Origin of the sequence: Roseateles sp. (genome assembly GCF_046300915.1) — a bacterium.
Lineage (GTDB): Bacteria > Pseudomonadota > Gammaproteobacteria > Burkholderiales > Burkholderiaceae_C > Kinneretia.
Genome location: NZ_JBKCLH010000179.1, coordinates 1 through 19,599, shown reverse-complemented (window position 1 = coordinate 19,599; position 19,599 = coordinate 1). Strand labels below are relative to the sequence as shown.

The following is a 19,599-nucleotide window of genomic DNA, read 5'->3' as shown; positions in this document are numbered from 1 at the left end:
GGGCCGGCGTGCAGGCGGGGTTTGGGAGCGCAGCCTGCGGGCGGGACGGTGGACAACAGCCAAGTATCACGCGGGGGTGGTGACGGGGGGATTGCGCGGGAGCAAGCGGACTGAAGGCGCGGCGCGGCGCCTTGGAAACCGCGCGGCCATTCAGTTCTAACCCGCTGCCGCTTTCGCCGGATTTTTTAGTACCCTTGCGGCCGAGCCTCAAAGGGAGAAAACAATGACGATTCAAGGGCTTGCATCAGCCAAGCCGGGCTTGGTTATACGGCACTCGCCAAGGTTGGGGTGCAGCGCCTGTCGCCCCATATCACGTTGGGCGTAGTCAGATGACACGTCACCCGCACCTAGATCAACTTGCTGGAAACCTGTTCCACGTCTTCTCCCGGACTGAGTACGCTCTGAAGGCCTCTGGTTTCAACAATGGCGATGGGCCAGCGGAAGCCAACTGGAGAGCTTTTGCCCTCGCCGTCGAGGCCATGATTGCAAGTCCGGTTTCCCCAGAACTGAAAGAGGCCATCGAGTTCTTCTTCAACGCACCGCCCAAGAAGCAGGTAATCGTTGGCGGTGCAATCCGATGGGAGGTTTCTGAACCTCAGACGGATTCAAAGGCCGACAAGTTGCTGGTATATGTTCGCCGAGTTCGCAACAACCTCTTTCACGGCGGCAAGTTCAATGGGCATTGGTTCGAGCCGGAGCGGAGTGAGCCCCTATTGCGTCATAGCCTCACCATCCTGCGCGCGTGCGTTAAGTCTGTGCCGTCTGTGCAAGACGCATATCATGGCTAACACCCTACGCCCAACCCATCATTCAAGCGGACCTGCGCGAAAAGCCGCGCAGGCCGCTCAATTCAAACGTTATGTCGCATGATCACTCGCAACGCCCCTGAGAGCTGGCAGGCACTACAAACGGAAGTTGGACGTATCCTCTCCGAGTGTGGGTTTGCCGTCGAAGTCGAGAAGAAGATTCACTCAGCACGAGGCACGGTTGAGCTTGATGTCTACGCCGAGGAAACTGTACGCGGCAGGAAGTACGCGATCGCGTGCGAATGCAAATATTGGAAATCGCGCATTCCTCAAGCTGTGGTCCATGGCTTTCGTACCGTAGTCCAGGAGATCGGAGCCAATATTGGCTACATCATTTCTATGGAAGGTTTTCAATCCGGAGCCGTAGCCGCAGGCGATTTGACGAACCTAGAGCTTGTGACTTGGAAAGAGTTTCAAGACCTATTCGAAGAGAGTTGGTTCGAGGAGTACTTCACCAAACAGATAGACGAGAAGCTCGACGGGCTTATGACGTACGCCGAACCCTTCCTGCCAGCGTGGTTTGAGCTCATGACGGAAGAGGACAAAGCAACGTATTTCGCTCTCAAGGAGAAGCACGACCTCTTCGGCGTAGTGATGCAATCGCTTGGCCCATACAGCCGCATGTTGCGAAAAGAGCCACCCCCAACACTTCCTCTTCGCGCGAGGCTCAAACCGGACTCAATCTTAAGCACAATTCCAGATCACATACTGGATGAAACGGCGTATCGAGAGCTCTTAGATGCGTCTATCGTCCATGGCGAAGCGGCCCTCTCTGAATTTCGGGTGCTGCGGGACAAATATGCGACATAACCCTTCGCTCCAGCCGACCTCCTTCGGCGGCGGCTGAGCTCTAACGATAGGCCTAGCCGTGCCGACGCTCTTCAAGTACCTGCCATCCAAATTCCTAGACGCATTCGTAGGTCAGGGCGAGATCCTCTTCCGCTCTCTTTCCTACTTTCGCAACTACGAAGAGATCAAGGTTCGGGGCGATAGACATGAAGGACGACGGTTGTACCAGCCGCCGCAAGGCCTGGAGATCACCAAAGTCGATACGGGCGAAAAATCCCTTCTCCCTTGGGCATTCGAGTCCTGCGTCAAAGATCGAGAGATATTTGTCTTCTGCCTAAGCACAAAGTTCTCGGAGGGCTTGGCCCAGGAATTTGGGGCTGACGCATGCGTCTCGATCCATGATCCCGTCGCACTAATTGCCCGCATAAGAGCTGCTCTATCGCTTCGCAGATGGGTAAAGCATGGTTGCCTGCTACATCAGCCGGTGGACTACTACTCTCCGAGTGAAGCCCCGTTTGCGGAGTGGGCTGTGCCAGAGCGAATGGTTATGCGGAAGACAACCGAATACAGCTATCAAAACGAGTACCGTCTCGCCTTTGCCCGTGGAAACGCACTGCAAGTAAACAACGTCGATGCGTTGATAACTTCAACTCCGGGATCCTCCGAGCCAACGCTATCGGGCCATCCCGAACACAAACTCCGAGTTGGAAGCCTAGCAAGAATATGCACTGTTCGAACATTCGCCTAGAGTGGCCTAACCCTTCTACAGGGACTTCCCGGTAAATGAGCCAGCCCTGTGTTGACTGTTTGCTATACGTGCCTTTGCTGTTTTCCCATCAAGACCTGAGTTCGGATTCGATGCAGCGCCACAGAGAACAGACTGCACATCTACAGGCGGCTCTGCCAGCCGCGCCAAGCCAGAGGCTTGGCTCTTCGCTAGGCACCCACAGTCCTCAGGACTGTGGGTATCCGGGCTCAGCCTTGTTGCACTCGGGTTTCGGTGCGGGCCCAGATACCAACCGCTCAGCAGGGCTCCATTCGTTCGCCGCCGTCGCCACTGATGGCGCGGCACAGGGTTCGTCGAGCTGGCCTGCTGCCGTGACGGCCATGCCCAAGCCCAGTCAACGGACTGCCTGCCGCTGATCGACAACTGAGTGCCGGAGCTTGGCGCCCCTGCAGACGCCCCCTAGCCCCGCCGCCCCTCAATCGGATACGCCGGATCCAGATACCCCGGCGTGGACGGATGCCCCGGCGGCACCAGGCGGTCCACCAGGGCTTCGTCCTCGGCGCTGATCGTCAGGTCCAGCGCGCCGAAGTAGTCGGTCCATTGGGCCAGGGTGCGCGGGCCGGCGATGACGGCGCTCACGGCGCGGTGGGCCAGCACCCAGGCGGTGGCGAAATGGGCCAGGCTGCGGCCGCCGGTGGCCTCGCAATGGGCCTTGAGGGTCTGGGCAATCTGCAGCGATTCCGCGCGGAACTCGGTTTCCAGCATGCGCTTGTCGCCACGGCCGGCGCGGCTGCCCTGCTCCGGCTGGGCGCCGGGCACGTACTTGCCCGAGAGCACGCCGCGGGCGATGGGGCTGTAGGGCACCACGCCCAGGCCGAAGTGATCGCAGGCGGCCAGGATCTCCACCTCGGGCTGGCGGTTGAGCAGGTTGTAATAAGGCTGGCAGGCCACCGGCGCGGGCATATTGAGCGCGCGCGCCAGCTGCACCGCCTCGGCAATGCGAAAGCCGCGGAAGTTGGACAGGCCCCAGTAGCGGATCTTGCCCTGCTCGATGAGCGCCGCGATGGCGCGCAGCGGCTCCTCCAGGTCCAGGCCCAGGTAGTCGCGGTGCAGGTAGTACAGGTCGATGTGATCGGTGCCCAGGCGCTGCAGGCTGGCCTCGCATTCGCGCTGCACCCAGGCGCGCGAGTAGCCGCGCTCATTGGGCCGATCGGACATTTTGTTGCCCAGCTTGGTGGCCAGCACCCAGTCGTGGCGCCGGCCCCGGAGCAGCTCGCCCACCATGCGCTCGCTGCCGCCCAGGGAGTAGACATCGGCGGTGTCGATGAAGTTCACGCCATGCTCGGCGGCATGGTCCACGATGGATTTCGCCTCGGCCAGCGCGGTCTGGTCGGCAAACATCATGGTGCCCAGGCACAGGGCCGAGACCTGCAGCGGGCTCTTGCGGCCCAGGGAACGGTATTGCATGGATGAACACTCCGGGAGGGATGGAGAGGGGCGATTGAGGCTGCAGTGTCGCCCGCGGCCAGCTCGGGCCGCGGGACTTTTTCTCTTCAGCGGCGCGGGCTCACTTGAAGCGCAGCTCCTGCAGCAGCCAATTGCCGTTGATCTCGCGCAGCTCGGCGTGGTCGCCCGACTCCTTGCTCAGCGGGGCATTGCTCTTGTTCTTCCAGGCCAGGTACTCGTCACATTGCGCTTCTCGGCTTCGGGGCCGCTGGGCCAGCGCGCGGTGACGACGACGAGCTAGAGGTCGGGCTCGCCTTTGCGCCCATGGACGTTGGACATGACCATATAGCTCTTGATCCGGCCCTTGAACTTGGCGTACTCCTGGTCAGCCTTCCAGGTGCTGGCCAGGAAATTGGCATAGGCCATGGCCCCGCAGCTCATCCCGTGTTCAGCGCGCTTGGCCACCGCCAGGGCGCCATCCATCCCATGACGCGACACGGGGGCTGCACGGCAACTATGCTGCCAGTCTCTCAACTCGACGAGCCGAGCTGTTTCCATGGCAATGACCTTTCGTACCTTCGTTCCGTCCGTCATGACTCTGGCCCTGTCGGCCGCCGTGCCGCTGGCCGCTCTGGCCCAGGGTTCCGCCACCATCACGGTTGGCGATACACCCCTGATCCCGCGCGCCGCGCTGTTCGGCAATCCGGTGAAAGCGGGTGCCCAGATCAGTCCGGACGGCAAGTGGCTGTCCTGGATGGCGCCCCTGAATGGCGTGATGAACATCTGGGTGGCGCCGGCCAGCAAGCCCGAGGCGGCCAAGGCCGTGACTTCGGTGACGGACCGGCCGATTCCGGGCCACTCCTGGTCGGCTGACAGCGAGCAGGTCCTCTTCGTGCGCGACAACGCGGGGGACGAAAACTACCGCCTCTATGGCGTGCATGTGGCCAGCGGCAAGCAGCAGGACTACACGCCCTTTGACAAGGTACGGGTGCGCATGGTCGGGTCCTCGCGCACGCGCCAGAACGAGCTGCTGGTGGGCATCAACAACCGCGACCCGCGCTGGCACGATGTGCATCTGCTGAACCTGAAGACCGGCGAGCTCAAGCTTGTCATGCGCGGCGACGGCTATGCCGGCTTCGTGGCGGACGACGCGCTGCAGCTGCGCATGGCGGTGCGCCCGAACGCGGCCGGTGGCGTGGACTACTTCGCCATCAAGGACGGCAGTGTGGCCGACAAGCCGCTGCTCAGCACCAGCCTGGAAGACTCCGGCACCAGCCCGCTGGGCTACACCGCCGACGGCAAGACCCTGTACTGGATGGACTCGCGTGATCGCGACACCACGGCCGTCTTCGCCGAGGACACGAGCAGCGGCAAGCGCACCCTGATCGCCCAGGATCCCAGAGCCGATCTGGGCGGCACGCTGCGCCACCCGGTCAGCGGTGAGGTTCAAGCCTATGCGGTGAACTATCTGCGCAATGAGTGGCAGTTCCTGGACAAGCGGCTGAAAGCCGACTTCGACTGGCTGCAGCAGCAGCTGGGCCAGGGTGAGGTCATCGTGTCCGGCCGCACGCGCGCCGACGACAAGTGGATCGTGGTGCTGGATGGCGTCTCCAAGCCCGCGACCACCTATCTGTACGACCGCAAGGCCAAGACGCTGCAAACGCTCTATGTCGCCCGCCCCGAGCTGCAAGGCGCCCCCCTGGTGCCCATGCAGACCTTGGAGATCAGGGCACGCGACGGCCTGACCCTGCCGAGCTACCTGACCCTGCCGCCCGGCGCCGACCGCGACGGCGATGGCCGCGCCGATCAGCGAGTTCCCCTGGTGCTGCTGGTGCATGGCGGCCCCTGGGCGCGCGACAGATATGGCTACAACGGCGATCACCAGTGGCTGGCCAATCGCGGCTATGCGGTGCTGGCAGTCAATTTCCGCGCCTCCACGGGCTTTGGCAAGAAGTTCCTGAACGCCGGCAACAAGCAGTGGGGGCTGGCCATGCACAACGATCTGCTGGACGCCGTGGACTGGGCGGTCAAGCAGGGCGTGACCAGCAGCGACAAGGTCGCCATCATGGGTGGCAGCTATGGGGGCTACGCAGCCCTGGCCGGCCTGACCTTCACGCCCACCACATTTGCCTGCGCGGTGGACATCGTGGGCCCCTCCAATCTGGAAACCCTGCTGGCCACCATCCCGCCCTACTGGGAGGCGGGCCGCAAGCAGATGTACAGCCGCATGGGCGACCCGACGACCGAGGAGGGGCGCGCCATCCTGCGCGCCGCCTCGCCCCTGTACAAGGCCGACCAGATCGTTCGACCGCTGCTGATCGGCCAAGGTGCCAACGACCCCCGCGTCAAGCAGGCGGAGAGCGACCAGATCGTCAACGCCATGAAGGCCAAGAACATCCCGGTCACCTATGTGCTCTACCCGGATGAGGGCCACGGCTTCGCCAAGCCCAGCAACAACATTGGCTTCAATGCGGTGACCGAGGCCTTCCTGGGCAAGTGCTTGGGGGGCCGTGTTGAGCCCATGGGCGAAACCCAGCGTCAATCCACAGCCCAGGTGCCGCATGGCGCCGAGCATGTGCAGGGCCTGGTGGAGGCCTTGAAGAAGCCTTGACGCACGAGCGCCCCGTGGGGTGAAGGGGCTCAGGGGCACCGTGGCGGGCGGTGCCCCTGGCAAAATGAGCACCCTCCCCCGCGCCAGCCTCGCTGCTTTCCCACGCCCCGCCATGTCCGCCGCCACGCCGCTGCGCGTGCTCAGCCTCATCCCGCCGATGACGCAGCTGAACACGCCCTACCCGTCCACCGCCTATCTGACCGGCTTTCTGCGCTCGCGCGGCGTGCCGGCGGTGCAGGAGGATCTGGCCCTGGGCCTGGTGCTGCGCCTGCTCTCGCGCCCCGGCCTGGCCCGGCTGCGCGAGGTGGCCGAGGCCCTGCCGCCGCAGCGCCACAGCCGCCAGGTGCAGCAGTTCCTGGCCGAGTACCCGCGCTACGACGCGACCATCGAGCGGGTGATCGCCTTCTTGCAGGGCCAGGACCCCACCCTGGCCCACCGCATCAACACCCGCGGCCTGCTGCCCGAGGGCGCGCGCTTTGCCACGCTGGACTCTTACCTGGGCCATGAAGAGGGCGAGGACCCGCTGGCCTGGGCCTTTGGCGCCTTAGGGCTGCAGGACCGGGCGCGGCATCTGGCCACGCTCTATCTGAACGATCTGGCCGATGTGCTGCGCGATGCGGTGGACGAGCGCTTCGAGTTCGTGCGCTATGCCGAGAAGCTGGCCACGGCCCAGCCCACCTTCGAGCCACTGGCCCAGGCCCTGGCCGCACCGCCCAATCTGGTGGACCAGACCCTGCACGCGCTCACGCTGGAGGCGCTGGAGCGCCACCAGCCGCAGCTGGTGCTGCTCTCGGTGCCCTTCCCCGGCGCGGTGTATGCGGCCCTGCGTATTGCACAGAGCATCAAGGCGGCGAACCCGGCCGTGGTGACGGTGCTGGGCGGCGGCTTCGTGAACACCGAGCTGCGCGAGCTGCGGGAGCCGCGGCTCTTCGACCATATCGACTACATCACCCTGGATGCCGGCGAGCGCCCCCTGCTGGCCCTGCTGGAGCACTGCCAAGGCCAGCGCTCGCGCCTGCGCCTGGTGCGCACCTTTGTTCGCGAGGACGGCGAGGTCCGCTACATCAACTTCGGCGGCGAGCCCGACATCCCGTTTGACGAGGTGGGCACGCCCACCTGGGACGGCCTGCCGCTGGACCGTTACCTGTCCCTGCTGGACATGCTCAACCCCATGAACCGGCTGTGGAGCGACGGGCGCTGGAACAAGCTCACCGTGGCGCATGGCTGCTACTGGAAGAAGTGCAGCTTCTGCGATGTCTCGCTGGACTACATCTCGCGCTACGAGGCCGCCTCGGCCGAGGTGCTGGTGGACCGCATCGAGGCCATCGTGGCCGAGACGGGGCAGACGGGCTTTCACTTCGTGGACGAGGCCGCGCCGCCCAAGGCGCTCAAGGCCCTGGCCCAGGAGCTGCAGCGCCGCGGCACGGCCATCAGCTGGTGGGGCAATATCCGCTTCGAGAAGACCTTCACGCCCGAGCTGTGCCAGCAACTGGCCGACAGCGGCTGCATCGCCATCTCGGGCGGGCTGGAGGTGGCCTCGGACCGCCTTCTGGCCCTGATGAAGAAGGGCGTGTCGGTGGACCAGGTGGCGCGCGTCACCAAGGGCTTTGCCGATGCCGGCATCCTGGTGCACGCCTATCTGATGTACGGCTTCCCCACGCAGACGGTGCAGGACACGGTGGACGCGCTGGAATACGTGCGCCAGCTCTTCCTGAACGGCTGCATCCACAGCGGCTTCTTCCACCGCTTTGCCTGCACCGTGCATTCACCGGTGGGCAAGAACCCCGAGGAATACGGGGTGCAGCTGCTGCCCCTGCCCGACAGCCCCTTCGCCAAGAACGATGTGGGCTTCATCGACCCCACCGGCGTGGACCACGACGCCCTGGGCCGCGCGCTCAAGAAGGCCATCTACAACTTCATGCACGGCATCGGCCTGGACGAGGATGTGCGCAGCTGGTTCGACATCCGCGTGCCCAAGCCCACGGTCAACAAGCACCGGATTGCCAAGGCGCTGGCGGGGCGGGACTGAGCCGCGGCGCCCGTCCGGCTGATTTGCTGCGGTTTGCGTAGGGTGGGCGGGCCGCAGGAGAAGGCGCAGGCCTGCTGCTACGTGTCCCCCGGCCGCTGCGCGGCCTCCTCCTTTACCTTCGCATCAGGCCTGCCCCTCCTCCTGCTTGTGGCGGCGTTGGGCGTTCGCCCAGAGGTGCTTAGGCCGTCTTAGCCATGTTGGCGGCCCAGGTCGCCAGCATCAGGCGCGCGCCGGACACATTGGTGGCGCAGGGCACATCGTGCACATCGCAGGCGCGCACCAGGGCGTTGATATCGGGCTCGTGCGGCTGGGGCGTCATGGGGTCGCGCAGAAAGATCACGCCGTCCAGCTCGCCCACCGCCAGGCGTGCGCCGATCTGCAGGTCGCCACCCAGGGGGCCGGAGAGCACGCATTCAACGCGGCTCAGGCCCACCTCGGCCCGCAAGCGGCCGCCGGTGGTGCCGGTGGCGATCAGCTCGCAGCGCTGCAGAAAATCGGCGAACTCGGTGGCCAGGGCCACCATGGCGTTCTTCTTGTGGTCGTGGGCGATCAGGGCAAGTCTCATGGCCGGCATCTTAGGACGAGGCCGGTTACGGGCCTGCGTCAAGCTGTGAGTACGGCTCAGCGCAGCACCTGGCGCAGCGCCGAGCGCAGCAGGTCCAGCGCCTGCTCGATCTCGGCCTCGCCGATGTTCAGGGCGGGCATGAAGCGCAGCAGATTCGGCCGCGGCGCATTGAGCAGCAGGCCCACGGGCGCGAGCTCGCGCGCGGCCGCCACGCTCTGCTCGGCCTGATCGCCCGGCAGCACCAGGGCGCGCAGCAGGCCGGCGCCGCGCTCGCCCAGCAGGCCATGCTCGCGCGAGATCTGCTGCAGCCCCTGGGACAGCTGCTGGGCGCGCTGGCGCACCGCCGCCAGGAACTCGGGGCGACACACCTCGTCGAGCACGGCCAGGCCAACGGCGGCCATCAAGGGGTTGCCGCAGTAGGTGCCGCCCTGGTCGCCCGGCTCGAAGCAGTTGAAGGCCTGCTTGCACAGCAGGGCCGACAGGGGCACGCCGCCGCCCAGGCCCTTGGCCAGGGTCATCAGGTCCGGCTCCACATCGAAGAGCTCGTAGGCAAAGGCCCGGCCGCAGCGCCCCACGCCGGTCTGCACCTCGTCGGCTATCAGCAGCAGCCCGCGCTCGCTGCACAGGGCGCGCAGCTCGCGCACAAAGCCCGGGTCGGCCAGATTCACCCCGGCCTCGCCCTGCACGAACTCGATCATCACGGCCACCGAGTCCGGCCCGGCAACGCGCGCCACCGACTCGATGTCATTGAGCCGTGCCTTGGCAAAGCCCGCCGGCATGGGCGTGTAGATGCGGTCCCAGCCGGGCTTGCCCGAGGCGCTCATCATGGCCAGGGTGCGGCCGTGAAAGCCCTGCTCGAAGCTGATGATCTCGTGGGCGCCGCCGCGATGCTTGCGACCCCAGCGCCGCGCCAGCTTCACGGCCGCCTCATTGGCCTCGGCCCCGGAGCTGGCGAGAAAGACGCGGTCAAAGCAGCTCAGCGCCACCAGCCGCTCGGCCAGGTCCAGCATGGGCCGGTTGTAAAAGGCCGGGCTGGGATTGAGCAGGCGGCCGGCCTGCTCGCTCAGCGCCTGCGCAATCACCCCGGGCGCATGCCCCAGGCTGTTGACGGCCCAGCCCTGCACGAGGTCCAGGTAGCGCTTGCCGGCCTCGTCGACCAGCCAGGAGCCCTGGCCCTGCGCGAACACAAGGTCCGGTCTGTGGGTGATGGTGATGAGCTGCTGGCCCAGCGTGTTCATGCGGCGTGCTCCGGGTTTTGGGTGTCGATGGGCCGCAGTGTGCGCAAGACGGGCTTTGACAGCCATGACGCAGTTCCCACCTTTTCTGCCATCGCGGTCTGGCAGCAACGCCGCCACAATGCCGCATGAGTTGCCGCATCGTCTTCGTGCTCTTCCCCGGCTTCCAGCAGCTGGATCTGGCCGGGCCCATGGCGGTGTTCGAGCTGGCGCGGCTGCAGCAGCCCGACAGCTACCACTGGCGCCTGGCGGCCAGCAAGGCGGGCACGGCGCGCAGCTCGGCCGGCGTGGACTGGCCGGTGCAGGGCCTGCCCCGCGCCTGCGGCAAGGGCGATCTAGTGATGGTGATCGGCGGCGACGGCGTGGACGCTGCCTGCCGGGACGAGCGGCTGCTGCGCTGGCTGCAGCGCGCCAGCCGCAGCGGGGCGCGCATCGCCAGCATCTGCAGCGGCAGTCTCGTGCTGGCCGCGGCCGGCCTGCTGGACGAGCGCGGTGCCACCACGCACTGGTCGCGCAGCCGGCAGTTCGCCACCGATTTCCCGGCCGTGCGTCTGCAGCCGGACCGCATCTATGTGCGCGAGCCGGCGTCCTCACGCGCCGGCCCGGCGCGCCGGCCCGAGCTCTGGACCAGCGCCGGCATGACGGCCGGCATCGATCTGTGCCTGGCCCTGGTGGCGCATGACTGCGGCGAAGACCTGGCGCGCGAGGCGGCACGCCAGCTGGTGGTGGAGCGAAGGCGGCCGGGCGGGCAGTCGCAGTTCTCAGCCCTGCTGGATCTGCAGCGGCCCGAGGGCCGCTTTGGCGCGCTGCTGGACGAGATCCGGCGCGATCTGCGCCAGGACCACCGGGTGGAGGCCCTGGCCGCCCGCGTGTGCATGAGCCCGCGCCACTTTGCCCGCAGCTTTGTGGCGGAGACCGGTGCCACACCGGCCCAGGTGGTGGAGCGCCTGCGCGTGGAGGCCGCGCGCGCGGCGCTGGAGAGCGGTCAGCCCTCGGTGCAGCGCATTGCCCAGGACTGCGGCTTTGGCAGCACCGAGCGCATGCGCCGCTCATTCCAGCGCCTGCTGGGCCGCTCGCCGGCCAGTCTGCGCAAGCGGGGCTAGCAAGGTCGGCGGGGGGCCTCGCTCAGGCCGCGCGGCGAAAGCCCACCGAGGCCTGCATCAGCTGCCGGGTGTAGTCCTGGCTGACGCGGTGGGCGGCCAGATCATCGGCGGCCAGTTGCTCCACCATGCGCCCGCCCTGCATCACCAGCAGGCGCTCGCACAGATGGGTGACCACACCCAGATCGTGGCTCACCATCAGGAAGGAGAGGCCGCGCTCGCGGCGCAGCGCCTCCAGCAGGTTCAGCACCTCGGCCTGCACCGAGGCGTCCAGCGCCGAGGTGGGCTCGTCCAGCAGCAGGATCTGGGGCTCCAGGATCAGGGCCCGCGCGATGGCGATGCGCTGGCGCTGGCCGCCCGAGAGCTGGTGCGGGTAGCGGAAGCGAAAGCCCTGGCCCAGGCCCACCTCATCGAGCGCGCGGCGGATGCGCGCCTCGGCATCGGGAAGGCCGTGGATGGCCAGGGGCTCGGCCAGGATGCGGTCCACCGTGTGGCGCGGGTGCAGGGAGCCATAGGGGTCCTGGAACACCATCTGCACGCGGCGGCGAAAGGCGGCACTGCCGGGCGCGGGCAGCTCGCCCTCGCCCGTGAGCTTCACCGTGCCGGCGCTGCGCGGCGCCAGGCCGCAGATGGCACGCAGGATGGTGGACTTGCCGGAGCCCGACTCGCCCACCAGGCCGAAGCTTTCGCCCGGCGCCACGCTGAAGCTGGCCTCATGAACCGCCGTGAAGTCGCCGAAGCGGACCTGCAGGCCTTCAATCTCAATACCGAGGCGGCTCATAGTTTCCAGCTCTCCTGGCGATCCAGCGTGGGCAGCGGGTGGCGCGATTCGCCCAGGCGCGGCAGGCAGTTCAGGAGGCCCTGGGTGTAGGGGTGCTTGGCCTCGTGCAGGGCGCCGGAGCGCACTTCCTCCACCACCTTGCCGGCATACATGACCAGCACGCGGTCGCAGAAGCTCGACACCAGGCGCAGATCGTGCGAAACGAAGATCAGGCCCATGCCGCGCTCCCTGACCAGGCGATCCAGGATGGACAGCACCTGCAGCTGCACGGTCACGTCCAGGGCCGAGGTGGGCTCGTCGGCGATCAGCAGCTGGGGCTCGGCGATCAGCATCATGGCGATCATCACGCGCTGGCCCATGCCGCCCGAGACCTCGTGCGGATAGAGCTGGTAGACGCGTTCTGGGTCGCTGATGGCCACATCGGCCAGGGCCTGCAGCACGCGCTGCCGGGCGGCCCGGGCCGAGAGCTTGGTGTGCACGCGCAAGGTCTCCTCGATCTGCGCACCGATGCGCATCACCGGGTTGAGCGAGTACTTGGGGTCCTGCAGCACCATGGCAATGGAGCCGCCGCGCAGGGCCCGGCGCTGGGCGGGCGTGGCGGCCAGCAAGTCCTGACCCTTGAAGGCCAGGCGCTTGGCCGTGATGCGGGCCTCGGGCGCGGAGAGACCCAAGATGGCCCGGCCGGTCTGCGACTTGCCGGAGCCGGATTCGCCCACGATGCCCAGGCGCTCCTGGCCCAGGCTGAAGCTCACGCCGCGCACGGCCTCGAACAGGCCGCCATCGCGGGTGGGGAAGCTGACCCGCAGATCCTCGACTTCCAGCAGGGGAGACGCGAGCTTGCTCATTTCTTGGGATCCAACGCGTCGCGCAGGCCGTCGCCCAGCAGATTGAAGGCCAGGCTGACCACGAAGATGGCAAGACCCGGCCCCGCGGCCACCCACCACTGGTCCAGCACATACTGGCGGCCGGCGGCGATCATGGCGCCCCACTCGGGCAGCGGCGGCTGGGCGCCCAGGCCCAGAAAGCCCAGGCCTGCGGCGGTGAGGATGATGCCGGCCATGTCCAGCGTGACACGCACGATCACCGAGGGCAGGCACAGGGGCATGATGTGGCGCAGCACGATGCGGCTGTGCGAGGCGCCCACCAGCTGCACGGCGGCGATGTAGTCGGCCTGGCGGATGGTGAGGGTCTCGGCGCGCGCGATGCGGGCATAGGGCGGCCAGGAGGTCAGGGCAATGGCCAGCACCGCGTTCTCGATGCCGGGGCCCAGAGCGGCCACAAAGGCCAGGGCCAGGATCAGGCGCGGGAAGGCCAGGAAGATGTCGGTGACGCGCATCAGCACCGCGTCGATCCAGCCGCCGCGATAGCCGGCCACCGTGCCCACGATCAGGCCGATGGGCGCGGCCAGCACGGCCACCAGCACCACCACGAAGAGCGTGATGCGCGAGCCGTGAATCAGGCGCGAGAGGATGTCGCGGCCCTGGTCATCGGTGCCGAACCAATGCGCGCTAGATGGCGGCAGCAGGCGCGTGCTCGTGAGGTCGCCCACATTGGGATGGTAGGGCGCGAGCTGGTTGGCGAAGGCCGCCACAAAGAGCAGGCCCAGCACGATGACGAGGCCACCCAGGGCCAGGCGGTTGCGGGCAAAGCCGCGCCAGCCGGCATAGGCCCGGCCCAGCGCGGCCTGGCGGCGCGAGCCGGGCCGCTCGCTCATCAGCCAGTCATGAAGAGATTCTTTGGCGGTGCTCATCGGGCGCGGGTGCGGGGGTCCAGCAGTCGGTACAGCAAGTCAGACAGCAGATTGAGGGCGATGAAGATGGAGCCCACCACCAGGGTGCCGCCCAGCACCGCGTTCATATCGGCGTTCTGCAGCGAGTTGGTGATGTACAGGCCCAGGCCCGGCCAGGCGAAGACGGTCTCGGTAAGCACCGAGCCCTCCAGCAGGCCGGCGTAGGACAGGGCGATCACGGTGACCAGGGGCACCATGGCATTGCGCAGGGCGTGGCGCCAGATGATGCGGGCCTCCGACAGGCCCTTGGCCCGCGCGGCCACCACATATTCCTGGGCCAGCTCATGCAGCATGAAGCTGCGCGTCATGCGGCTGATATAGGCCAGGGAGAAGTAGCCCAGCAGGGCGCCCGGCAGGGCCAGGTGGGAGACGGCATTCCAGAAGGGCTCCCAGCCATTGCCCTCCAGCGCGCTCAGCACGGTGTCCACCAGCATGAGCCCGGTGACCGGGGTGATGCTGTACTCAAAGGCCACGTCAATGCGCCCGGGGCCGCCCACCCAGCCCAGCTTGGCGTAGAAGAGCACCAGGGCCATCAGGCCCAGCCAGAAGATGGGCACGGAGTAGCCGATCAGACCCATCACGCGCACCGCCTGGTCGGCCAGGCCGCCGCGCCGCACCGCGGCCCAGACGCCCAGGGGCACGCCCAGACCGGCGCCGATGAGTATGCCCACCGTGGCCAGTTCCAGGGTGGCGGGGAAGACGCGGCGGATATCGTCCAGCACCGGGTTGGCGCTGAGCACCGAGGTGCCGAAATCCCCCTGGGCCACCTTGCCCAGATAGATCAGGAACTGCTGCCACAGGGGCAGGTCCAGGCCCAGCTGGGCGCGCACCTGGGCGATCTGGTCCTCGGTGGCGCGGTCACCCACGATGGCCAGCACCGGGTCCACCGGGATCACGCGGCCGATGAAGAAGGTCACGGCCAGCAGACCCAGATAGGTCAGCGCGATGGTGACGAGAAAGCTGCCCAGCGCTTTCGCGCCGGGCTTCAAACGGAAGGACATGGAACGGGCTTTCGCTCGGCGCGCGCGGGAACTACTTCTTGCTGACCGTGAAGACGTAGTTGGTGTCCGAGGTCGGGCCCAGCACCAGGGACTGCACATGGCTGCGATAGGCCGCCACATCGGTCTGCTGGTAGACCATGATGAAGGGGCTGGTCTTGCGGAACTCGGACTGCAGCTCCTGGTACATGGCGGCGCGCTTCTTGCCGTCACGCTCCAGCATGGCGGCGTCGGCCTTCTTGGTCAGCTCCGGAATGTCCCAGCTATTGCGCCAGGCCAGGGGCTTGGCCTTGGCCTCGTCGCTGTTGTCGGGGTTGCGCACAAAGGTGTCGGCATTGGTGTGCGGATCCCAGTAGTCCGAGCCCCAGGTGCCGATGTACATATCGTGGCTGCGCGCGCGGTACTTGGTGAGGGTCTGCTTGCCATCGCCCGGGATGATCTCGATCTCCACACCGGCGCGCTTGGCGGTCTGCTGGAAGTTCTCGGCAATGCCCTGCACCGGCTGCACGGTGCGCATATCGATGCTGGCCTTGAAGCCATTGGGGTAGCCGGCCTTGGCCAGCAGGGACTTGGCCTTGTCCACATCGAGCTTGTAGGGCTTGTCGGTGGCGGCGCCCAGCAGGCCCACGGGCAGGAAGTTCTGGTGAATGCGGCCGATGTGCTGAACCATGGTGGCACCAATGCCCTCGTAGTCCAGCAGGTACTTCATGGCCTCGCGCACCTCGGGCTTGGCGAAGGCCGGATGCTTGAGGTTCATGGAGATGTAGAACACCGTGCCCTTGGGCGTGGTGGCGGTCTTCACATCCTTGTTGGTGGCCAGGGCATTGAGGTCCTGAGGCGCCAGATTGCGGGCCACATCGATATCGCCCTTCTCCAGCATCAGGCGCTGGGTGGAGGCTTCCTTGACATGGCGGTAGATCACGCGCGCCAGGGGGGCCTTGGTGGCGCTGTTGGCATTGCGCTCCAACGCAATGATCTCGTTGGCACGCCACTCGCGCAGCTTGTAGGGGCCGGAGCCGGCGTAATTGGTCTTGAGCCAGGCGTAGCCCATATCGCCATTGGCTTCCTTGCTGAGCAGCAGCTTCTTGTCCAGCACCGAGGCCACATTGGCCGTCAGGCAGTTCAGCACCAGGGTGGGCGCGAAGCTCTTCTCGGTCTCCAGCACCAGGCTCAGCGGGCCGGTGGCGCGCACGCGCTGGGCCACGTTGTCTTTGTTCCAGCCCAGCTGGGCCAGGATGAAGGCGGGGGTCTTGTTCAGCAGGATGGCGCGCTGCAGGGACCAGGCCACGTCGTCGGCGGTGACGGGATTGCCCGAGGCGAACTTCAGGCCCGGCTTGAGCTCGAAGCTATAGGTCTTGCCGTCCTCTCCCACCTTCCAGCTCTTGGCGATATCGCCCACCAGCTCGGAGGGGTTGGCCACATTCAGGCGCACCAGACGGTCGTAGGTATTGCCCATGATCTCGCCGGCCGAGATCTCGAAGGACTCGGCGGGATCCATGGTGATGATGTCGTCGAAGGCCAGTGCCTGGACCAGGGTGTCCTTGGGCGTGGCGGCCTGCGCCAGCTGGAAGCCGCAAGCCAGGGCCAGGCTGCTGGCCAGCAGGCCGTGGACGGCACGGCGGGAGATCGTGTACTGGGTCGGCGGCAGGATTTTTCTCATACGCTCCTCTACAGACAGGCTGACGGATAGGCGGGCAACACAGGCCCGCGCCGATTCTTGCCCGGCGCTCGCGCCCTGCCCCGGGTAGAAACCAGAAGCCGGCGCCACGGCATCGATAGCGGCTGATGCAAAGCCCATAGCTGCAGCACATGTGCCGCGCGCACAGCGCACGCTCGCACCAGCAAGGCCGGCGCGGGCACCATGGCGGCGCCCGGCGCACCGGGACCGGAGCTGCGGTCGGGATGGCAGACGCGAGGGGGGGAAGGAGGCAGGAAGGTGAGAAGGGACAGGCTCGCAGCCTGTCGCAGAAACGAGCGACCACCACATCGGGTTGCCGCCCTGATCAGAAGGATGCGGCGGCCGCTCGATGCGAATGGTGGGGCCAGGCGCCTCGCGGCGACTTGATCTGGCTCAGGGCTTGGCGCGCGGCGGTGCGATCAGCAGATTGCCCACGCCGCGGTTCATGGCGTTGAGCAGGTCGCCGTTGTCCTGGCTGAGCTCCCAGGCAAACACGCCGGCCAGGCCTGCTTCCTGGACGAAGCGGCCCTTGGCCAGCACGGCGCGCGGATCGTCGTAGCCCATATAGAGCTGCAGGTCCGGATGGTGCAGGGACCAGGCCTGGGTGACCGGGTCGAGCCGGGCCACAAAGCCGCGCTGGCCCCGGCCCTGGCGGTCCAGATAACGGGCCGCGATCTCGCGGTAGACCATGGCGCCCTCGGCCCCGGGATAGGCGCCCTTCTTGGCGGCGCCGGTGCGCGGCTCGCGCACGCCCGAGAAGCCGCGGCCGTACATGGCCACACCCGCCACCAGCTTGGACGCCGGCACGCCCGCGGCGCGCAGATTGCGCACGCCGCGCTCCAGGCTGTCGTCGGCCTCGGGCGCGCTGCTGCGCAGGGTGCTGTGGTGCCCCACGCGCTCGGACCAGCCGCCGTAGTAGTCGTAGCTCATCATGAAGACGAGATCCAGGGCCTGCTCCGCCTGGCGGAAGTTGATGCGATCGATGATGGCGCCGGTGGTGTTGAGCGCGGTGCTCAGCAGGTAGAGCCGCCCGGTCTCGGCCGTCAGGCGGTTCAGGCCCGCGCGCAGCTCCGTCATCAGATCGGCATAGCCCTGGCCATCGGCCGGGCTGCCCAGGGCCACGCCATTGGCCGAGCCATTGCTGCCGGGGTGCTCCCAGTCGATGTCGATGCCGTCAAAGCCCGGATGCTCGCGCAGAAAGCGCAGGGCCGAGGCAATGAAGACGGCGCGCCGCGCGGGCTCATTGGCCAGGTGGAAGAAGGGGTCGGAGCCGCCCCAGCCGCCCACGGAGGCCAGCACCTTCACATGGGGCTGGCGGGCCTTGAGCTGGCTGAAGGCAGCGTCAAAGCGCTTGTCCACCGCGCCGCTGCCCAGCTCAAAGTCGGCACGACCCTCGCACTTGGGCGCGTCCACTGGCAGCTGGCCGGGGCCGCAGATGCGCAAAAAGGCATAAAGCACATGGCTGACGCTGCCCGCCGGCAGCCGCTCCAGCAGAGCCGGCGACTCCCAGTTGGGCATGTAGACGCCCACCACCTTGGGGCTGCTGCGCTCCACGGCCAGCGGACCGGCGCCAAACAGCGGCGGCTCGGCCGCCTGGGCCGGCGCGGCGGCGCCAATCATCAGGGCCATCAGGGCCAGGGCAGCGTTCTGGGCAAGCGATCGCATGGATGGAGACTCCGGCTGAGAGGCCGGGAGACTAACACCAATCAAATACCAATAGAAGACCGATCAGGGCGCCGGCTGCACCCGCAGCTGCAGCTCGCGCTGGCTCTGCTGCTCGGCATCGCGGCTGCTGAGCACGCCGCTCTCGCTGCGCTGCTGCTGCAGACCGCGGCGCGCCACCGTCAGCCACTGACCCAGGGGCACTTGCACGGTGGAGAGGATCTCGGTTTCGCCCCGGGCGCCGCTGGGCGCCAGAGCGCGCAGTTCCACCCGCACCGGCTGCTCGCCGCCGGGCCAGCTGGGGCTGAGCACAAAGCCGCTGCGGCGCTCCACCGGCACGCTGCGCAGCACAGCCTCGCCACGCGCGGCGGGCTGGGGCCGCGGTTCGCCCGGGCTGCGCAGGGAGACGCCGTAGTCCAGCCATTGCAGCAGCTCCACCTCGGCCAGCATGACGCTGGCCGTGCCGCCATTGAGCACCAGCAGCTGGTGCTGCTGGCTGCTGTCCTGCTCCACCCGGCGGGTGGACAGCGTCACCCCGCCCGGGCGCGGCGAGACGCTGCCGCCCGTGCCCACCACCACCGCGCCCTGGCGCACCCCGGCCACGGCCGCGGCGCTGATGCCCGACTCCACCCAGCGCAGTTCCACCAGCAGGTTCTGGCGCGGCAGCTGGGCCTGGGCCGTGCCCAGCAGTCCCGTGGTCAGGGCAGCCAGCAGGCAAAGGCGTCGTGTGGCATTCATGAGGCGCAGCATAGCGCCGGGCTGCCTCAGGGTGTGCCGCTCAGGCCATTGATCGCGCGGCAACGCGCGATATCGCAGGCCGTGGGCAGGCTGGAGCGGTACTCCACAAAATGCTTCATCAGGGCTGGCTCGCGCGCGCTGCAGTGCTTGCCGCGGCCATCGTGGTAGTAGGACATCACGTCCACGCAGCGGCGCGAATGCGCCATCAGGCCCAGGAAATGGCCCATCTCGTGGGAGATCGTCATCTGCAGGGTCTGCAAGGCCGGATGGGCGGGATTGCGCTGGCGCAGCAACTCAAAGCCGGCGGCCCCTAGGCTGAGGCGGCGGCGCCCCACATCGGCCAGACCGAAGTGGCCGCGGGCCCCGGCAGCGTCCCAGTCCACCTGCACCAGGGTCTGGGCCGGGTCGGGCATGCCGGCCTGCTCCGCGGCCAGCACCTGCACAGGCAGGCCGCAGGGCGCCCATGCGGCGGCAGCCCGCTGCAAGGCCTGCAGCACCTGGGCCGGGCTGAACTGGGCCGGCGCGCCGGTATGGCGGTAGACAAAGCGCCAGGCACGGGCGGGGGAGGCCCGGTCGCGACCGTCGCCCCAGGTCTGCTGCTCGCCGGGGCGGCAGGTCGCGATCTCGGCCTCGCGCAGGGTTGCC

Annotated in this window: 17 protein-coding genes; 5 read left to right on the top strand and 12 right to left on the bottom strand. The window is 67.3% G+C overall.

From position 1 onward, the window contains the following. Positions 1 to 329: 329 nt before the first annotated feature. Positions 330 to 788, top strand: a complete 459-nt coding sequence (locus tag ACK5F2_RS13430; RefSeq protein ID WP_409865369.1) for a hypothetical protein — start codon at positions 330 to 332, stop codon at positions 786 to 788. Positions 789 to 866: 78 nt separating this feature from the next. Beyond that, positions 867 to 1,616, top strand: a complete 750-nt coding sequence (locus tag ACK5F2_RS13425) for a restriction endonuclease (RefSeq protein WP_409865367.1) — start codon at positions 867 to 869, stop codon at positions 1,614 to 1,616. Between the two features lie 1,165 nt (positions 1,617 to 2,781). On the opposite strand, the gene ACK5F2_RS13420 is transcribed toward ACK5F2_RS13425, so the two are convergent. Both ACK5F2_RS13420 and ACK5F2_RS13415 read right to left on the bottom strand, forming a co-directional pair. Then, positions 2,782 to 3,789: an aldo/keto reductase gene (locus ACK5F2_RS13420; RefSeq protein ID WP_409865366.1), complete on the bottom strand. Its 1,008-nt coding sequence runs from the start codon at positions 3,787 to 3,789 to the stop codon at positions 2,782 to 2,784. Positions 3,790 to 4,065: 276 nt separating this feature from the next. Then, entirely contained in the window at positions 4,066 to 4,266 is a 201-nt protein-coding gene (locus ACK5F2_RS13415) for a hypothetical protein (RefSeq protein ID WP_409865364.1), read from the bottom strand. Between the two features lie 58 nt (positions 4,267 to 4,324). Here ACK5F2_RS13415 and ACK5F2_RS13410 point away from each other — a divergent pair, with 58 nt between their 5' ends. Both ACK5F2_RS13410 and ACK5F2_RS13405 read left to right on the top strand, forming a co-directional pair. Then, positions 4,325 to 6,379 carry a S9 family peptidase gene (locus ACK5F2_RS13410; RefSeq protein WP_409865361.1) on the top strand — a complete coding sequence of 685 codons (2,055 nt, stop codon included), beginning with the start codon at positions 4,325 to 4,327 and terminating at the stop codon, positions 6,377 to 6,379. A gap of 112 nt (positions 6,380 to 6,491) precedes the next feature. After that, entirely contained in the window at positions 6,492 to 8,408 is a 1,917-nt protein-coding gene (locus tag ACK5F2_RS13405; protein WP_409865360.1) for a B12-binding domain-containing radical SAM protein, read from the top strand. 178 nt (positions 8,409 to 8,586) lie between these two features. Here ACK5F2_RS13405 and ACK5F2_RS13400 read toward each other — a convergent pair whose 3' ends face one another. Together ACK5F2_RS13400 and ACK5F2_RS13395 are read right to left on the bottom strand one after the other, a co-directional pair. Then, entirely contained in the window at positions 8,587 to 8,982 is a 396-nt protein-coding gene (locus ACK5F2_RS13400; RefSeq protein ID WP_409865357.1) for a methylglyoxal synthase, read from the bottom strand. 47 nt (positions 8,983 to 9,029) lie between these two features. Then, a complete protein-coding gene (locus tag ACK5F2_RS13395) occupies positions 9,030 to 10,211 on the bottom strand; it encodes an acetylornithine transaminase (RefSeq protein WP_409865355.1) in 1,182 nt (393 codons plus the stop codon). 125 nt (positions 10,212 to 10,336) lie between these two features. Here ACK5F2_RS13395 and ACK5F2_RS13390 point away from each other — a divergent pair, with 125 nt between their 5' ends. Further along, positions 10,337 to 11,311: a GlxA family transcriptional regulator gene (locus ACK5F2_RS13390; RefSeq protein ID WP_409865354.1), complete on the top strand. Its 975-nt coding sequence runs from the start codon at positions 10,337 to 10,339 to the stop codon at positions 11,309 to 11,311. Between the two features lie 22 nt (positions 11,312 to 11,333). Here the strand turns inward: ACK5F2_RS13390 and ACK5F2_RS13385 are convergent, their stop codons facing one another. The 8 genes from ACK5F2_RS13385 to ACK5F2_RS13350 all read right to left on the bottom strand — a co-directional run. After that, complete coding sequence (locus ACK5F2_RS13385; protein WP_409865351.1) at positions 11,334 to 12,089, bottom strand: ABC transporter ATP-binding protein; 756 nt, start codon at positions 12,087 to 12,089, stop codon at positions 11,334 to 11,336. Further along, entirely contained in the window at positions 12,086 to 12,934 is an 849-nt protein-coding gene (locus ACK5F2_RS13380) for an ABC transporter ATP-binding protein (RefSeq protein WP_409865349.1), read from the bottom strand. The genes ACK5F2_RS13385 and ACK5F2_RS13380 overlap by 4 nt, the downstream gene beginning before the upstream one ends. Then, complete coding sequence (gene nikC, locus ACK5F2_RS13375; protein ID WP_409865347.1) at positions 12,931 to 13,839, bottom strand: nickel transporter permease; 909 nt, start codon at positions 13,837 to 13,839, stop codon at positions 12,931 to 12,933. Before nikC ends, ACK5F2_RS13380 begins: the two co-directional genes overlap by 4 nt. Then, complete coding sequence (locus ACK5F2_RS13370) at positions 13,836 to 14,879, bottom strand: ABC transporter permease (RefSeq protein ID WP_409865346.1); 1,044 nt, start codon at positions 14,877 to 14,879, stop codon at positions 13,836 to 13,838. The genes nikC and ACK5F2_RS13370 overlap by 4 nt, the downstream gene beginning before the upstream one ends. Before the next feature lie 31 nt (positions 14,880 to 14,910). Further along, positions 14,911 to 16,536, bottom strand: a complete 1,626-nt coding sequence (locus ACK5F2_RS13365; RefSeq protein WP_409865344.1) for an ABC transporter substrate-binding protein — start codon at positions 16,534 to 16,536, stop codon at positions 14,911 to 14,913. 411 nt (positions 16,537 to 16,947) lie between these two features. After that, positions 16,948 to 18,219: a glycoside hydrolase family 18 protein gene (locus tag ACK5F2_RS13360; protein ID WP_409865342.1), complete on the bottom strand. Its 1,272-nt coding sequence runs from the start codon at positions 18,217 to 18,219 to the stop codon at positions 16,948 to 16,950. A 63-nt stretch (positions 18,220 to 18,282) separates the two neighbouring features. Further along, on the bottom strand, positions 18,283 to 18,954 hold the full coding sequence (locus ACK5F2_RS13355; protein ID WP_409865340.1) for a hypothetical protein: 672 nt from the start codon (positions 18,952 to 18,954) through the stop codon (positions 18,283 to 18,285). Positions 18,955 to 18,980: 26 nt separating this feature from the next. After that, positions 18,981 to 19,599 (bottom strand): hypothetical protein (locus ACK5F2_RS13350; protein WP_409865338.1); only part of this gene is annotated, 619 nt, incomplete at its 5' end.

Coding starts and splice junctions, on each gene's coding strand:
- ACK5F2_RS13385 (WP_409865351.1), bottom strand. CDS start 12,089: ATGAGCCGCCTCGGTATTGAGATTGAAGGCCTGCAGGTCCGCTTCGGC.
- ACK5F2_RS13430 (WP_409865369.1), top strand. CDS start 330: ATGACACGTCACCCGCACCTAGATCAACTTGCTGGAAACCTGTTCCAC.
- ACK5F2_RS13390 (WP_409865354.1), top strand. CDS start 10,337: ATGAGTTGCCGCATCGTCTTCGTGCTCTTCCCCGGCTTCCAGCAGCTG.
- ACK5F2_RS13395 (WP_409865355.1), bottom strand. CDS start 10,211: ATGAACACGCTGGGCCAGCAGCTCATCACCATCACCCACAGACCGGAC.
- ACK5F2_RS13380 (WP_409865349.1), bottom strand. CDS start 12,934: ATGAGCAAGCTCGCGTCTCCCCTGCTGGAAGTCGAGGATCTGCGGGTC.
- ACK5F2_RS13365 (WP_409865344.1), bottom strand. CDS start 16,536: ATGAGAAAAATCCTGCCGCCGACCCAGTACACGATCTCCCGCCGTGCC.
- ACK5F2_RS13425 (WP_409865367.1), top strand. CDS start 867: ATGATCACTCGCAACGCCCCTGAGAGCTGGCAGGCACTACAAACGGAA.
- ACK5F2_RS13420 (WP_409865366.1), bottom strand. CDS start 3,789: ATGCAATACCGTTCCCTGGGCCGCAAGAGCCCGCTGCAGGTCTCGGCC.
- ACK5F2_RS13355 (WP_409865340.1), bottom strand. CDS start 18,954: ATGAATGCCACACGACGCCTTTGCCTGCTGGCTGCCCTGACCACGGGA.
- ACK5F2_RS13400 (WP_409865357.1), bottom strand. CDS start 8,982: ATGCCGGCCATGAGACTTGCCCTGATCGCCCACGACCACAAGAAGAAC.
- nikC (WP_409865347.1), bottom strand. CDS start 13,839: ATGAGCACCGCCAAAGAATCTCTTCATGACTGGCTGATGAGCGAGCGG.
- ACK5F2_RS13410 (WP_409865361.1), top strand. CDS start 4,325: ATGGCAATGACCTTTCGTACCTTCGTTCCGTCCGTCATGACTCTGGCC.
- ACK5F2_RS13405 (WP_409865360.1), top strand. CDS start 6,492: ATGTCCGCCGCCACGCCGCTGCGCGTGCTCAGCCTCATCCCGCCGATG.
- ACK5F2_RS13360 (WP_409865342.1), bottom strand. CDS start 18,219: ATGCGATCGCTTGCCCAGAACGCTGCCCTGGCCCTGATGGCCCTGATG.
- ACK5F2_RS13370 (WP_409865346.1), bottom strand. CDS start 14,879: ATGTCCTTCCGTTTGAAGCCCGGCGCGAAAGCGCTGGGCAGCTTTCTC.